This is a genomic window from Chloracidobacterium sp. (genome assembly GCA_016716305.1).
Lineage (GTDB): Bacteria > Acidobacteriota > Blastocatellia > Pyrinomonadales > Pyrinomonadaceae > OLB17.
Map to the genome: position 1 here is coordinate 3,254,598 of JADJWP010000002.1, position 15,338 is coordinate 3,269,935.

Sequence of the window (15,338 nt, forward strand, 5' to 3'; positions counted from 1 at the left end):
GCGAGCTATTGCGGAGCAATATATTCAAACGAATACGGCCTTACATAGTTCTTATCCTGATAGCTGAACGAAAACTTCGTGTCCGGAATGACGATCTCCTCTTTTGGCATTCCTCGCAGCATCTCGGCGATGTCGCTTTCGATCTTGTCCAAATATTGCGATCGCAAATACATGACCTCATGTTGGCCGCGTTTGAAATCGTAGGAGTTTATCAAGTAGTCAAAAAAGATCTTTGCCATCTGATTTGGGGCAAGCGATTGTGAGTTCCAATTGTATCCGTAGGGAAGATCGCCAAGCCGGTATATCCGCGAGAAAATACGTCGGGGTTCAATTGGGTACCTCTTTCCAGTCGCATCATCCCAGCCCTTTTTGCCAAACCCGTAAAAAACAACGAACAATGCCTGCTTATCGAAATTGGGCACCGTTTTAGGGTCGAAGCCATATTGAATGCCCTTCATTCGGTCGGGGAGAACTGGATCAGCAGGTGCCACATTCGCACGGGTCCCGCTGTACGACGCTCCGATGCACAGCATTAGAGCGAAGAGTATTTTCAAACGTGTATGTGTAGTTTCTGTTCTCATGGTCTATCTAAGAGCGATATGATCAGGGCAAGCAAGATCCGCCGGCGACCCATTCGCAGTTCGGCCAAGGACATTGTACATCATCAAAAAATCCCGATTCACGACAGCCGTGTGAAAGCCGGCTCAAATGTCGAATCGCCTTCATTTCGACACGCTTGACAGTCGCCCGTCATGAGCGTATAACTCGCTTGTCTTTCAACAACTCCATCCTCACAGAGCTCACGAGCGTGATCCCCGTAAAATGATGCGGCGGCGATCCGAGTTGCTCTAGTCACGCATCTTCATCGATTGCGAGGAGACACTATGCTAAAGATCTACTTTGTATCAACGATACTGATCGGAGCTTTGCTGCTTTTTGTATCATGTGGCGACCAAGGCGGCAACACTTCGAACAAACCAGCGAATACAGCTAACAATGCGTCAAATGCCGTCCCGGCAAACACCGCGGCTGTCGAAGCCGACATTAAGAAACTGGTCAACGACACCGCTGCGGCGCTTGCAAAGAATGACGTAGCTACCCTCGAAAAGACCTACAGCGACAATTACATGCTTGTGAACCTTGACGGTTCGGTGCAGAACAAAGCTGATCGGCTTGCTTCGTTCAAGTCGGGCGATACGAAGTTTGAATCGTTTGTCTACGATGAAGTGAATGTTCGAACGAACCCCGAAGGAACCGGTGCAGTAGTTATTGCTCGGGCGACAGCTAAAGGTACGAACAGGGGTAGGGCGGTATCCGGTTCCATCCGTGTGACCCAAGTTTGGAGTAAAATGAAAGACGGTTGGCGACAGGTAAGCGGACACGCCACTACTATCTCCGACGCTGCTCCGGCAAAGCCTGACGATAAACCGGCAGCGGATGCACCGGCAAACACATCGTCGAATTCGACGGCGAATAAGTAATTCGAGTTTTGAATATTATCGAGGGGCAATGTGCCCCTCGCTTTTTTACGCCTTAGCTCGCCCGAGAAATAGTAGTGGCGACATTCGGGAGGACCAAATGAAAAGTGTTTTGACAACGGTGGCGATCTTCATTGCCACCGCAATTTCGATCAACGCACAGTGTAGCGAAGCCGACAAAAATGCCCTTAAAGCATTCGATGCCGCATGGAGTATCGCCGGCCTGAATGGCGATCGTGCTGCTCTGATGAATATATATGCCGATGATTACGTCGGGTTTCCGGGCATGATCGGCAAAGCAGCGACGATCGACAATACAATGCGGACATATGAACGGAACAGGGCTAATCCCGCCGGTGCGGACAAAGTGACATACGATCACTACATGATCGCATGCACGGCCGCTAGCGCTACCGTCACACACCGGAATACCGTTTGGACGCCGACAGGCGAAGGTGGAAAGCCTGAGACCTTTTACTCCCGCAGCGTCCATTTTTTTGAAAAGCGAAACGGCAAATGGCAGGTCGTAAGCAACGCAGGCAATGACCTTGATGAATATGCGATCGTCTGGTATCTCGAACAAGACTGGAACAATGCGATCTTGAAGCGAGACAGGGCATGGTTCGAAAAGAACTTTGCGGACGATTTCAGCAGCGTTAGCAGCACTACTGCAAAGCTTGCCGATAAGGCGGCTGAGATCGAGGATACGGTCAACGATAAAGGAACTCTGGAACTCGTTGAAACGACGGATATGAATATCCGGATCGACCGTGATATGGCGGTCGTTACCGGCATTTTCCGGACGAAGGGCAAGGACGAAAAAGGCGTGGCATTTGATCGCCGTTCGCGATATACCGACACATGGATAAGACGCGACGGACGCTGGCAAGCCTGGGCGACAGCGGGAACCATCATCCCATAGTCATAGCCCCAAAAAGGAGAAATGGGCAAGGACGGAAAGTTCCCGCCCTTGCCCATTGTTTGATTCGGCCTGGACTACGCGCCGGCTCCGTGACATTTCTTGAATTTCTTGCCGGAGCCACAGTAGCATGGATCGTTCGGTTTCATTTTGGGGGTATCGCGGACATACGGTGTATGCCGTGCGGCTTCGGCTCCGGCGGCTTCGGCCGTGCCCATGGCGCCCGTGAACGCCATTCCGGCTGCCTGCCGCCGAGCCCGTTGCTGAGCAAGACGCTCGAGGCGTTCGCGTTCATCCTGCTCGTCGCGAGTTACAACCTCAAGGTGGAAAAGCGCTTTTGTCGTATTTGTGTCGATCCTGTCGAGCATATCCTGAAACATATCGAATGACTGTTTCTTGTATTCGACGAGGGGATCTTTTTGTCCGTAGCCCACCAAACCAATGCCCTGTTTGACCTGATCGATCGATGCCAGATGGTCCTTCCATTGCGAATCGATAATGTTGAGCATGATGTAGCGTTCATACGCACGCAACGATTCTTCGCCGGCGATCTTTTCCTTCGCGGCATAGTTGGCTGAGGCCTTTTTCCAGATCGCTTCTTCGATCTCTGATGGATTCATCCGGCGAAAGTCGACATTCGCGTCGCGGGCAGGATCGATCGCATAGATGCTCTCGATCTCAGCGGCATACGTATCGATCTCCCATTTATCCGGCCCCGCTTCGAGGCTAAGGAAACTTGCGGTAAGATCGCTCAAAAGATCGCGTGCGACACCATTTTCACCGAGCAAATATTCGCGGTGCTCAGGTTCGAACATCAACTGACGACGCAATCCGTAGATCGTCTCACGCTGTTTGTTCATTACATCGTCGTATTTGAGGACGTGTTTACGTGTTTCGAAGTTGCGGGCTTCAACCGCTTTCTGCGCCCGCTCGATCTGTTTCGAGACCGTTTTGGATTCGATCGCTACGCCTTTTTCCATGCCAAGCCATTCCATCATCGAACGAACCTTGTCACCGGCAAAGATACGCATCAGATCGTCCTCAAGAGACAGGACGAAACGTGACGAGCCTGGGTCGCCCTGTCGCCCGGCGCGTCCGCGAAGCTGATTATCGATGCGGCGCGATTCGTGTCGCTCGGTGCCCAGAATGTGAAGGCCGCCGACCGCCACGACCTCTTCGTGCTCTTTCGCAACCACCGCTTTCGCCTTTTTGAGCTGCTCTTCAAATTGCTCCGGCGTCGCCTCATCCGGATTTATCTCCATCCGCTTCAGGTATTCGTTCGCGAGAAACTCGGGATTGCCGCCGAGCAAGATGTCGGTTCCGCGGCCCGCCATATTGGTGGCGATCGTGACCGCACCCTTGCGTCCGGCTTGGGCCACGATCTCAGCTTCGCGTTCATGATACTTAGCATTCAGCACGTTATGCGGAATACCGATCTTTTTAAGCCGATCAGCGAGAAGTTCTGAATTTTCGACCGAAACCGTACCCACGAGCACCGGTCGTCCTTCGGCATGCAGTTCCTTGATCTCATCAACTACGGCTTCCCATTTCTCGGGCAGCGTTCGATAGATCATATCGGGATTGTCTTTTCGGATCATCGAACGATGGGTCGGGATCATGACCACATCGATGTTATAGGTTGTGCCGAATTCTTCCGCTTCGGTTTCTGCCGTGCCGGTCATGCCCGAGAGTTTCTCGTACATTCGGAAATAATTTTGCAGCGTAATCGTTGCGAGGGTTTGATTTTCGCGTTCGATCTTAACGCCTTCCTTCGCCTCGACCGCCTGGTGGAGCCCGTCTGACCAGCGACGGCCCTGCATCAATCGGCCCGTAAAGTCGTCAACAATGATGACCTCACCATCTTGAACGACATAGTGGTGATCACGCTTGTAGAGCGTATGCGCCTTCAATGCCTGCTCAACGCAGTGCAGCAGGTCCATATTCGCCGGATCGTAGAGGTTATCAACACCCAGGAGCTTCTCAGATCTAGATACGCCCTGCTCGGTAAGCACAGCCGAATGGTTCTTTTCATCGACGAGGTAATCGCCTGTTGTCACTTTGGTCTCTTCGTCCTTGTGGCCCTTTTCGAGACGCGGGATAACCTCATTCGCTGTGTAGTACTTGTCGGTCGCTTCGTCGGTCGCACCTGAAATGATAAGCGGTGTCCGGGCCTCGTCAATAAGGATCGAATCAACTTCATCGACGATAGCGTAATAATGATCACGCTGAACCAGCGACTCGACGTCGAACTTCATGTTGTCGCGAAGATAGTCGAAGCCGAATTCATTGTTCGTTCCGTAAGTTATGTCACATGCGTAGGCGTCTTTGCGTTCGACGTCATCCATGTCGTTCTGTATGCACCCGACCGTAAGCCCAAGGAACTGATGGATCTTGCCCATCCATTCCGCGTCGCGCGAGGCTAGGTAGTCGTTGACGGTGACAACGTTGACGCCGCGTCCGGTAAGGCCGTTGAGATACGAAGGCAGGGTAGCAACGAGCGTTTTGCCTTCTCCGGTTCTCATCTCGGCGATGCGGCCCTGATGCAGCGCAATCCCGCCGATCAATTGGACGTCGAAATGCCGCATTCCTGTAACCCGGCGCGATGCCTCGCGGACGGTCGCGAATGCTTCGGGTAGCAACTCGTGTAGGATCTCCTGCTCGGCCTTGCGGCGCGCATCCCTCTCGTCGATGCCGTCGAGATGACGGGCTATCATCTCCTTGAATTTGCCCGTCTGCGCTTTCAACTCGCTATCCGTGAGCTTTTCGATAGACGGCTCGAGATCGTTGATCTGGGCAACGATCGGCTTGACCTTTTTTAGGAAGACATCGCTCGACGAGCCGAATATCTTCTTTACCATCTTGTCTGCAAAACTGTTGACTGCCATTTTTTTCCTCTATTGGAGAGCTTACGCCCAAAACGTTCGAATCGCTTGTTCAGGTAAATCTAAAAGATTGCCTGAACGAACTTTCAAGCGCAACTCTCGAACTATATATGATTATTGATTATGGCGAGAAGTGAAGGAATGAAGTTCCGGCTCGCCTCTACTTTGCGTCTCTGGCAAGCAGGGCGTCGAGGCCGGCCCGAGGCAGGCGGGAAACGGTGAATATTTGTGCCCTGGCAAACGAAGGAACCGGACGGGCATGATCCGCCGACGGTAACGTCGGGCCGATTTCATTTGACGCTGCTCCGGATAGGAATACTGAACCGTCTGACGTTGCCGATGGCAGCGAGCAGATAAACCGAGCAACGGATTCCTCGACGAGATGATCAAGGCTCGCTGCATCAATGCATTGCGCAGCAAGATCACCGGCTGGTTTCTTCTCAAGATCATCAGTTACATCGATCTCTTCGCTCAGCTCAAAATTCCGCGTCATTGCGGCTTGCTGGGCGATCACACCCGGCGTCGCACCGGCCATCAGCAGGCCGATGTACACGCCCAGCGTGGCGATGAAAAGGATCGAGTTTTTATCAGTCCTATTGGTCAAGTCTTATTTCGCAGCCGTATTGTCGTTCGGCTTGATCATTGCGTTGCCGCTCGGTTTTTTTGCTTCGGCGGCCTGTTCCGCGAGTTTTCGCTGGATCATCGGATGCGCCACCGCTTTAGGGACGGCGAAGCGAATGATCACCTTCTTGCCGTCTACCTCGACCTTTGCGTTTTCGAGAAGCAAAAGATCGTCTTTGTCGTTCTGATCGGCGTCGGCTGCGGTCTTCCGTGTTTTAACAATGCTGATAGCGAGATCTATCGCACTCTTGACCGAACGGGCACGGGTGTCGGTCTCCATCTCGGATTGTACGACCGCCGATATATTCTCGGCATCCTGCTGAAGCTGCAGCCTGAAATCCTTTCCGCTCAGGTCCTTTAAGTACTGCAGATAGCCCGCGACGTTGATCGCCTCGATCGATTCTTTCACGACAGCGATCATATTTTCGTCAACGCTTTTTGCTTCGACAAAGCGAAAGGTCTTGGGGTCCAGCCTCCCATTCTTATCTAGTTTTCCCTGAGCATTGACGATAAATTCGCTCTGCAGGTTGACCTCTTTGTTTGCTTGGAGTTCGTTGACAAAGTTGCCAAGATCGACCATCGGCCGTTTGTTGATCTCGACGCCCGAAACCGGGTCGGTCGGATTCACGGTCGGAGTGTTCGAATTCGAGTTTGAATCGGCCACTTGCTGGTCGACGTTGGCATTTGCGTTTGTCGGATCACCAGGCAGTTTACCGGGACGTCCGCGATTTCCAGCTTTACCAACCGTCTCGCCTTCGTCATCCTCGATAGAAAACGGTGATTTTGGAACGTCACCCTTGACCGCATTAGGGTTAGCACGCGGCAATTTTGGAACCGTGCTCAGCATGTTCGGGCCGCTCGAAGGCCCGGCCGGAATCCCGGGCGCCAGGTATCCCGAACCCGGATTTTCTGACTGAGCCTTAAGCATCGCGAATTCTTGCGGATTGGCGATCTGAAAATATCCCTCTGGATAGGATAACGGAGGAGCCTCTCCGCTGACATCGATCATCGTAATGTCAGCGTCACCGAGATCGATCCGCTCGTAAGCGGCATCAACATAATCGCGTTCGGTTCCAAACATCACGGCTCCGATGTACGCCATGTCCAAAACCTGACAAACACGGCCAACGAACGGACTGTCGCACCCTTTCATGGTCAAGAGATTGGTTTGGCCAATGATCACGAATGCAAGAACGTTAATTATCACAGACGACGCAAGGATCTTATATATCCGGGGCGAAAATTCCCAGCTCTTGATCTCGTAATTTTGAAAGAGATCGCCGGTTTGAGGTTCCGGTGCAAGAAGCTCCTGTTCGTATAAATGCTGCTCAAACATAATGCCAGATTAATGAAACAAAATTCTGCCTAAATGGCTTTACGTCAACATTAGACGCGAAACACCGCAATTTCGTTGCGGAGTAATCCACTACTTTACCATTTTCGATACCTGTTTGGAAACATTAGACTTTGGCTCTCCTAAAGACTAATATTCTGCCAATATGCCCCGACGACGTGACAATAAACCAAAAAAAAAGCGACCCCAAACAACACGAACCAGGGACAATAGGGAACGAACGTTTAAACGAGAACTTGCAATAGAAAGTTCCGCCGCTCGTCCCGAAACACGCCAGACCATGCGGCAGCTTGAAGCGGTCGAGCATCTTCTCAAAGGCATCGGCGTCCCTGACCCGTTACCGTTCAAGCCGGATGACTTTCAGCTCGAAGCACTCAACGCAATAGAGAGTGACGATGTTTTGGTTACGGCCCCAACCGGCAGCGGCAAAACGTGGATAGCTCGGGAAGAGATCCGGCGACTACTGGCGTCGGGTAAGCGGGCATGGTACACGACGCCGCTAAAAGCTCTGACGAACTCGAAGTACGCCGAGTTCGCTGCCGAATTCGGGGTAGCGAATGTCGGTATCCTCACAGGTGACCGGAAAGAGAATTATGATGCTCCGCTTATTGTCGGCACGACCGAGATCTATCGAAACCAACTTTTTGACGCGATGAGACAGGGAGACCAGGTTCGAACGGATCTTTGCATTCTCGATGAGGCCCATTACCTATCGGATGATGAACGCGGTCACGTTTGGGAAGAGGCAATAATCCTGACCCCACCGCGTATCAGACTGCTCTTGCTATCGGCGACAGTTGGCCGGGCTGAAGAGTTCGCGGGCTGGATCGAACAAGTGCGCGGAACCAGAGTCAGGGTGATCAATAGGGCAGGAACGCGTCCGGTCGAGCTTCGGGCGGCATATCTTTCGAGTAACCTTCAGCTTTATCCACTTTTCGAACGAGCCGGGAACATCAACCCTGATATCGAGCAGTTTTCTCGCGAACGCAGCCGGGGATTTCGTCGTCGGCGATAAGAGCAACAAGAAAGGCCGGACATTATCGCGTCCGGCCTTAGGATCCTGTTTTTTTGCTGTTTATTTTATCAAGATGCCCATGAGCATATCCATATCGGCCTTTGGGATTTCGAGGTCGAGGCTGACCTCAGACCCCGAACGCCCAAACTTCACTTTCTCGATCAGCCTCGCGTAAAGCTGCTGATCAGGCCGTTTTGAACTGCCGAGTGCCATTTTACCCAGGCTTTGCAGAACTTGCAGCGTATCGTGCAGCTCCTGTGCCTGACTGCTTTGGGCGGTCTTCGCTGTCATGCTGAAAAGAGCTTGCTCTGCGACTATGTCCATGTTACCAAAAGCGTATTGAATAGAATCGACACTCTTTCCGAGCTCATCATTTTCGAGGGGCAAAAAGACGCTCATCCCGCTGGGGATCTTCGCGGCAAAGTTCACGACTGAGAACTCCTTGCGGTTCAGTAAAGTAGTGATCTCGGCTGAAGGCTTTGAACGACCCTCAAGGGTCTGGCGAACGCGCGTGGCACCTCCGAAGACTATGGTGTTAGCATCGATCGCAGCAATCGCGAGATCGGACGACAATTTTCCGTAAAATTTGTCTGTTGCCTTTTCGTTCTTTGCGTTGCCGGCATTATCGGCGATCTTTGCTGCGATCTCCTTTGCTGCGAAAGTGTACATCGTCTTACCGCTGACAGATTCCTCTTTGAATTTGTTGTCAGCTGCAGTCTTAGCTGCGGCAATGATCGTGGCCGAATTGACCCCCCCGCGGGCGATCATTACAGGATCGACATCATGCTTATCACCGACCTTATTCGCTGCGATGCCGGCTACAATGAACTCGAACTGTCTGACGTCTATCCCCGTCCGTTCCTGCATGGCGGCGACCTTCGCGAGTATCTCATTAAGCATCGTTGGCTTTGCGGCGAGTACTATCGGTAAAGCCTCGCCAAAAAAGCGCTTCACATCGAGCGTGACGATGCCGTCTGACGCCGGAAGCATCGAAACCAATTGGTTGGTCTTTGCCCGCTTCACACTTCGGACGGTGGGGTTAGCGGTTGAGACTAGTACGAGATTGGAGAGTAAGAGAATGGCGGCGAAAAAGGAAAATACTCTGGTTTGCATGGTAAATACCTCAAAAAGATCTAAAAAGCAGACAACCAAAGATAACAGATGTTTCCGATATACGAAATAGTTGGCTAAAAACGTGAAGTAAATTTTTTTTAATTCCCGACATCGCAGTAATTAGCGGCCGCCGGTCATTCGGTTCTAATTTTGTCGGACATATGTGAGAATGAAACCTGCAACTCAGCCAAAGCCGAGGTTCGGGTGCCGACAACCCAAAGAATTCCAAGATGTTCAAGATCGACATCCACACGCATATAATTCCTGCGGACATCCCAGATTGGAGGGGTGCCTTTGGATACGGCGGGTTCATCACGCTCGACCACTACAAGCCGTGCTGTGCGACGATGGTGAGAGACGACGGCAAGAGATTTCGCGATATCGAGGCGAATTGCTGGGATCCTGCCGTGCGGATCGGCGAAATGGATCAGACCGACGTTGACGTTCAGGTACTTTCAACAGTTCCGGTCATGTTCAGCTATTGGGCAAAGGCCGAGGACGGCCTGATGGTTTCGCGGTTTCTTAACGACCACTTGGCCGAGATCGTTAGCGAATTTCCGTTGCGGTTCGTTGGACTCGGAACGCTGCCAATGCAAGACACGGCATTGTCGATCAAGGAACTCGAGCGCTGTAAGCAGATCGGCCTGCTTGGTGTGCAGATCGGCACGAATGTGAACCAGCGCAATTTAGGTGATCCGTCGTTTTTTGAACTCTTTGCCGCTTGTAACGAAATGGAGATGGCCGTTTTCGTTCATCCATGGGAAATGATGGGTGAGGCAGACATGCAAAAATACTGGCTGCCTTGGCTCGTCGGCATGCCTGCCGAGACGTCGAGGGCGATATGTTCGCTTATTTTCTCAGGCACACTCGAAAAATTACCTGGTTTGAAGATCTGCTTTGCTCACGGCGGCGGCTCGTTTCCTGCGACCTTGGGGCGGATCAGGCATGGATTCGATGTTAGACCGGATCTCGTGGCGGTAGATAATCCGAATGACCCGGCGAAATATGTCGACCGGGTCTTCTTTGATTCTCTGGTTCACGACGAGGCGATGCTTCGCCACCTTTTGAACATTGCAGGGCCGGGCCGTGTCGCACTCGGGTCCGATTATCCGTTCCCGCTTGGCGAGTCAAAACCAGGTTCGATGATCGAATCAATGGGATTCGATAAAGAAACAGAGGAGCAACTATTAAACGGTACTGCTCTTAAATGGCTCGGGATCGATGGCTCGCGTTTTGGCCTTTGACTACTCAAACACGAAAAAAGGGCATGCGCTTAAACGCAGCCCCTGGTTTGAATCGATGTCCTGCAAACGTAATTACTCGCTTGCGTTCACCTCGACGTACCATTTACCCTTGCCGTTTGTCGGAAGCGTGACTCCTGAATCGCTCATCGCAATTCCGCTAAGAACGCGTTTTTCACCGCTTCGGTCAAATACGAGCTCGGCCTTACCTTTAGCTGTTGATCCGTTGATCATTGCCATTACCGAATGGACTATCCGTCCATTTTCGTTAACTATGCTAACGGCGGCACCGCCGGCGGAATTTTTCGTGACCCGGATCTCGTATCTTCCGGCTTCAATGGTCCTGTCGCCGACGCTGAAGTCAAAAGCGATATCGGCGTCTAGTTTTGTCACCGACTGCGCGCTCGCTGAGATAGAAGTGAATATCAAAGCGAATGCGAAAAGAGATGTTATCTGTATGAATCGTTTCATTATAGCCTCCGTATTGTCTTGTAATTTGAAGAAAGCGAAATCGCTTTCATCGGTAAACGCGAATTCGCGGAGCATTTCGTATCAAGTAATAAATGGATCGACTGCCGCGTCGCAGTTCGGATTACGACCCGGGTTCGACTTTTGTTCCTCATAAGGTAAAGTGTTCACGAAAACCTATGGTGGCCAACGGTGAATTGTTCGAAAATGATATCGAGTTTGCAGCAGATGCAGATCGTCATGATGATCTAGGCCTTTTCAGAGACCGTTTCCACATCCCAAAGGCGTCAGACGGCACGGACTCAATTTACTTCACGGGGAATTCGCTCGGTCTCCAACCAAAAACCGCACGCGTATACATTGATCAAGAACTCGATGATTGGGCACGCCTTGGCGTAGATGGGCACCTGCACGCTCGTCATCCCTGGCTTCCCTATCACGAATTTGTTACGGATCAGATGTCTCGGGTCGTCGGGGCGATGCCGATCGAGACCGTCGTAATGAACTCGCTTACGGTTAATCTTCACCTCCTGATGGTCTCTTTCTACCGGCCGACCAGCGAGCGCTTTAAGATCGTGATCGAAAAGGGAGCGTTCCCGTCAGACCGATACGCCGTAATATCGCAGCTGAATTTTCATGGGTTAGGTAGTGCGGCACTGATCGAACTTGCTCCCCGCAGTGGCGAAACGACGCTGCTGACCGAAGACATAGTTGAGACCATCGAACGCGACGGCGACAAGATCGCATTAATACTGCTTGGCGGAGTCAATTATTATACGGGTCAGGCGTTCGACATCCCGACCATCACCGACGCAGGTCACCGAAAGGGATGTGTTGTCGGTTTCGACCTCGCTCATGCTGCAGGAAATCTCGAACTGCGTCTTCACGATTGGGAGGTCGACTTCGCCGCCTGGTGTTCTTACAAGTATTTGAACGCCGGACCGGGCGGAATCGCAGGTGTATTTGTTCACGAAAAGCATGCCAGTTCTTTTGATCTTCCTCGTTTTGCCGGCTGGTGGGGACACGACAAGGATACACGGTTTTTGATGGGACCGGAGTTCAAGCCGCTTGCGGGTGCCGAGGGATGGCAGCTTTCTAACCCACCGATATTGCAACTTGCAGCACTCCGGGCCTCGCTTGAGATCTTTGACGAAGCCGGTATGCCGCGACTCCGGCAAAAGTCAACTCGGTTGACGGGTTACCTTGCTTTTTTGCTTCGAACGATCGAAGACGAGCGTATTTCGATGATAACACCGCCGGATGTCAGTGGACGCGGATGTCAGATCTCGATTCGCGTAACTGATACTGGGAGGAAATTGTTTGAAGCGTTGACCGAAAACGGGGTCATTGCCGATTGGCGTGAGCCTGATGTGATAAGGGTTGCCCCAGTGCCGCTTTATAACTCTTTTTCCGAGGTTTACCGGTTTTACGAGATTTTGCGGTCAGCATTGCGCTAGACTGTCGTCATATCGTTTTGGCTTAACCTGCAAATAGGCCCGGTCCCGAAAGTTTTTGAATATCGTTCTATCCGGGAGGTCACATGGTCAGGGCGTCGATCAACGGAAGTTTGTTTGAATTCGAAAGCGGTATTTCGGTCCTTGATGCAGCGCGGAAAGCAGGGTTTGTTGTTCCAACGCTTTGCAATGACGCGCGTCTGAAGCCGGCTGGTGCGTGTCGGCTCTGTCTGGTGAAGGTCAATGGCTCGGAACACCAAACGATATCGTGTAAAACAATGCTCACGGACGGCATGGCCGTCGAAACCCATGATCCAAAGGTCGAAGAAGCTCGACGCTGGAACCTGAAAATGCTCGCCAAGGACTATCCGGCCGAGGCATTCGAGCGATTTCCCGAAAAACCCTTTCACAAACTTGCTCGTCAATACGGTCTGACCTCCGAAGATTTTTCGGCTCAGACGAATGGATATCGTAAAGACAACTCGCACACTTATATTCAAGTCGATATGTCGCGATGCATCGATTGCTATTCGTGTGTTCGGATCTGCGATGAGGTGCAAGGACAGTACGTTTGGCAGGTCGTCGGACGCGGCGAGGATTCTCAGATAGTGCCCGATTCATTCGGTGCGTTTGGCGATAGCAGCTGCGTTTCGTGCGGTGCGTGTGTTGACGTTTGCCCCACCGGAGCTTTGGAAGATCGGTCTCTCATCGAACGCGGACAGCCGACAGTCTGGACGAAGACAACCTGCCCTTATTGCGGTACCGGATGCGAGATGTACGCCGGAACAAGAGACGACCGCATGGTCCAGATCAGGCCGGCAGGCGAAGCACCTGTAAATCGCGGGCATCTGTGTGTGAAAGGCCGATATGCATTCGACTTCGTCGACGCAGCCGACCGAGTCACGCAACCGATGATCCGAGAAAACGGTGATTGGCACAATGCAACCTGGGAAGAGGCCTTAGAGTACTCTGCAAAGCGCCTTATTCGGATCATCGAAGAGAACGGACCTGATAGCGTCGCTGTACTTGGTTCTGCGCGAGCGACCAACGAAGAAAACTACCTTGCACAGAAATTTGCTCGCGTCGTATTTGGAACAAACAACGTCGATTGTTGTGCCCGAGTTTGCCATACGCCGTCTGCAGCAGCCATGAAAATGATGCTTGGTACAGGTGCTGCCACGAATTCGTTCGACGACATCGAACGAGCCTCGACAATACTTCTTTGTGGTGCGAACCCGACTGAGAATCATCCGATACCCGGAGCTAGGATAAAGCAAGCGGTGCTAAAGGGAGCGAACCTTATTGTGATCGATCCGCGCAAGACGGAGCTGACCAAATTTGCCGATGTTCACCTGCAGGTTCGACCTGGTACCAATATCCTCCTTTTCAATGCGTTGGCACATACGATCATTGACGAAGAAATGTATGACCAAGCATTTGTGAAAGAGCGAGTAACCGAATTCGAGGAGTATCGTGATTTCGTCGCTGACTACTCGGCAGATGCGGTGGCCGAACGCTGCGGCATCGAACCCGAACTCATTCGTCAGGCTGCGCGGCTGTATGCAACCGCCAAACCGGCGATGTCTATGCATGGCCTTGGTATGACCGAACATCTTCAGGGAACTGAGGGTGTCATGGCGGTCGTGAACCTGGCATTGCTCACCGGCAACATCGGCAAGCCGGGCTCCGGCGTCAATCCTCTCCGAGGACAAAACAACGTACAGGGTTCGGCACACATGGGCTGTGACCCAGGAATACTAACCGGCTCGATCGCGGTCGAAGCGGGTCGCGCCGCCTTTGAGTCTGTTTGGAACGTAAAGCTTCCGATGACCGCTGGTCTCGACCAATTGCAGATGATGGACGCCGCACGCGATGGGAAACTCAAAGCACTCTGGACGATCGGATACGACGTTTTTCTCTCAAATGCTAACTCGCACGAGACGGAACGAAGCCTCGGGAATCTCGACTTCATGATCGTGCAGGACCTTTTCCTGAACGAAACGGCAAAGAGTTTCGCTAACGTCTTTTTACCGGCCGCATCTTCCTTCGAAAAGGACGGCACATTCATGAACGCCGAAAGGAGGATACAGCGGATCAGGAAAGCTATCGAACCGCGGGGCGACTCACGTTCAGATCTGGAGATAATTTGCGGACTTGCCGGTGCCATGGGTTACAGCGAGCACTTTTCCTTTGGCACTTCGAAGGATGTTTGGGATGAGATACGTAACGTCTGGCCGGGCGGCAGCGGCATTTCCTACGACCGGATCGATCGATCCGGAATTCAATGGCCATGTCCTGACATTGGACATCCGGGGACCGAAATCCTTCATGCCGACGAGTTCTCGATCGGAAAGACCGCGTCCTTGCGTCGGATCAAGTACCGTCCGACAAAGGAGGCCGTTAACGATCAGTTCCCGTTCCTTTTGACGACCGGGCGGACGCTGCATCAATTCAATGCGGGAACAATGACGATGCGAACGCCAAATGTCGAGTTGCGGCCAACCGACCTGCTGATGATATCCCCAGACGATGCCGAATTATATGGGATCGAAGACGGAGACCCGGTGCGGCTAGTGAGCGCATACGGTCAGGCAGAGCTTCCGGCCGAAATCACGACGGCGGTCAAGAACGGACAGCTTTTTGCGACGTTTCACGACGCGAGGATATTTCTGAACCGGATCACATCACCTGTACGCGACCGCTTCACTCACGCACCTGAATTCAAGGTCACTAGTGTACGCATCGAAAAGACCCAATCCTAGATCCGTCGGGATTCGAACCTCTTTTATTTGG

General features: G+C 52.2%; 12 protein-coding genes. 6 read left to right on the top strand and 6 right to left on the bottom strand.

Features of this window, described 5'->3' with window-relative positions; translation table 11 throughout:
- Positions 1-5: 5 nt before the first annotated feature.
- Positions 6-581, bottom strand: coding sequence for a hypothetical protein (locus IPM28_16765; protein ID MBK9174635.1), 576 nt, complete (start codon positions 579-581; stop codon positions 6-8).
- Between the two features lie 303 nt (positions 582-884).
- Here IPM28_16765 and IPM28_16770 point away from each other — a divergent pair, with 303 nt between their 5' ends.
- Positions 885-1,481 carry a nuclear transport factor 2 family protein gene (locus IPM28_16770; protein MBK9174636.1) on the top strand — a complete coding sequence of 199 codons (597 nt, stop codon included), beginning with the start codon at positions 885-887 and terminating at the stop codon, positions 1,479-1,481.
- A 97-nt stretch (positions 1,482-1,578) separates the two neighbouring features.
- Positions 1,579-2,400 (top strand): nuclear transport factor 2 family protein, encoded by an 822-nt coding sequence (locus tag IPM28_16775; GenBank protein MBK9174637.1) that lies wholly within the window; start codon positions 1,579-1,581, stop codon positions 2,398-2,400.
- Between the two features lie 74 nt (positions 2,401-2,474).
- Here IPM28_16775 and secA read toward each other — a convergent pair whose 3' ends face one another.
- From secA to IPM28_16790, 3 genes are all read right to left on the bottom strand, one after another.
- Positions 2,475-5,255 (bottom strand): preprotein translocase subunit SecA, encoded by a 2,781-nt coding sequence (secA, locus tag IPM28_16780; protein MBK9174638.1) that lies wholly within the window; start codon positions 5,253-5,255, stop codon positions 2,475-2,477.
- A gap of 184 nt (positions 5,256-5,439) precedes the next feature.
- Entirely contained in the window at positions 5,440-5,883 is a 444-nt protein-coding gene (locus IPM28_16785; GenBank protein ID MBK9174639.1) for a hypothetical protein, read from the bottom strand.
- 3 nt (positions 5,884-5,886) lie between these two features.
- Entirely contained in the window at positions 5,887-7,236 is a 1,350-nt protein-coding gene (locus IPM28_16790) for a hypothetical protein (protein ID MBK9174640.1), read from the bottom strand.
- Between the two features lie 298 nt (positions 7,237-7,534).
- On the opposite strand from IPM28_16790, the gene IPM28_16795 reads away from it, so the two are divergent.
- Entirely contained in the window at positions 7,535-8,269 is a 735-nt protein-coding gene (locus IPM28_16795) for a DEAD/DEAH box helicase (protein ID MBK9174641.1), read from the top strand.
- A 60-nt stretch (positions 8,270-8,329) separates the two neighbouring features.
- Here IPM28_16795 and IPM28_16800 read toward each other — a convergent pair whose 3' ends face one another.
- Positions 8,330-9,382, bottom strand: a complete 1,053-nt coding sequence (locus IPM28_16800; protein ID MBK9174642.1) for a hypothetical protein — start codon at positions 9,380-9,382, stop codon at positions 8,330-8,332.
- 230 nt (positions 9,383-9,612) lie between these two features.
- Between IPM28_16800 and IPM28_16805 the strand changes: the two genes are divergently transcribed.
- Positions 9,613-10,626, top strand: coding sequence for an amidohydrolase (locus IPM28_16805; protein ID MBK9174643.1), 1,014 nt, complete (start codon positions 9,613-9,615; stop codon positions 10,624-10,626).
- Between the two features lie 72 nt (positions 10,627-10,698).
- Here the strand turns inward: IPM28_16805 and IPM28_16810 are convergent, their stop codons facing one another.
- On the bottom strand, positions 10,699-11,094 hold the full coding sequence (locus tag IPM28_16810; protein MBK9174644.1) for a hypothetical protein: 396 nt from the start codon (positions 11,092-11,094) through the stop codon (positions 10,699-10,701).
- 176 nt (positions 11,095-11,270) lie between these two features.
- Between IPM28_16810 and kynU the strand changes: the two genes are divergently transcribed.
- Both kynU and fdhF read left to right on the top strand, forming a co-directional pair.
- Positions 11,271-12,548, top strand: coding sequence for a kynureninase (kynU, locus tag IPM28_16815; protein ID MBK9174645.1), 1,278 nt, complete (start codon positions 11,271-11,273; stop codon positions 12,546-12,548).
- 83 nt (positions 12,549-12,631) lie between these two features.
- Positions 12,632-15,307 carry a formate dehydrogenase subunit alpha gene (fdhF, locus tag IPM28_16820; GenBank protein MBK9174646.1) on the top strand — a complete coding sequence of 892 codons (2,676 nt, stop codon included), beginning with the start codon at positions 12,632-12,634 and terminating at the stop codon, positions 15,305-15,307.
- Positions 15,308-15,338: the final 31 nt, after the last annotated feature.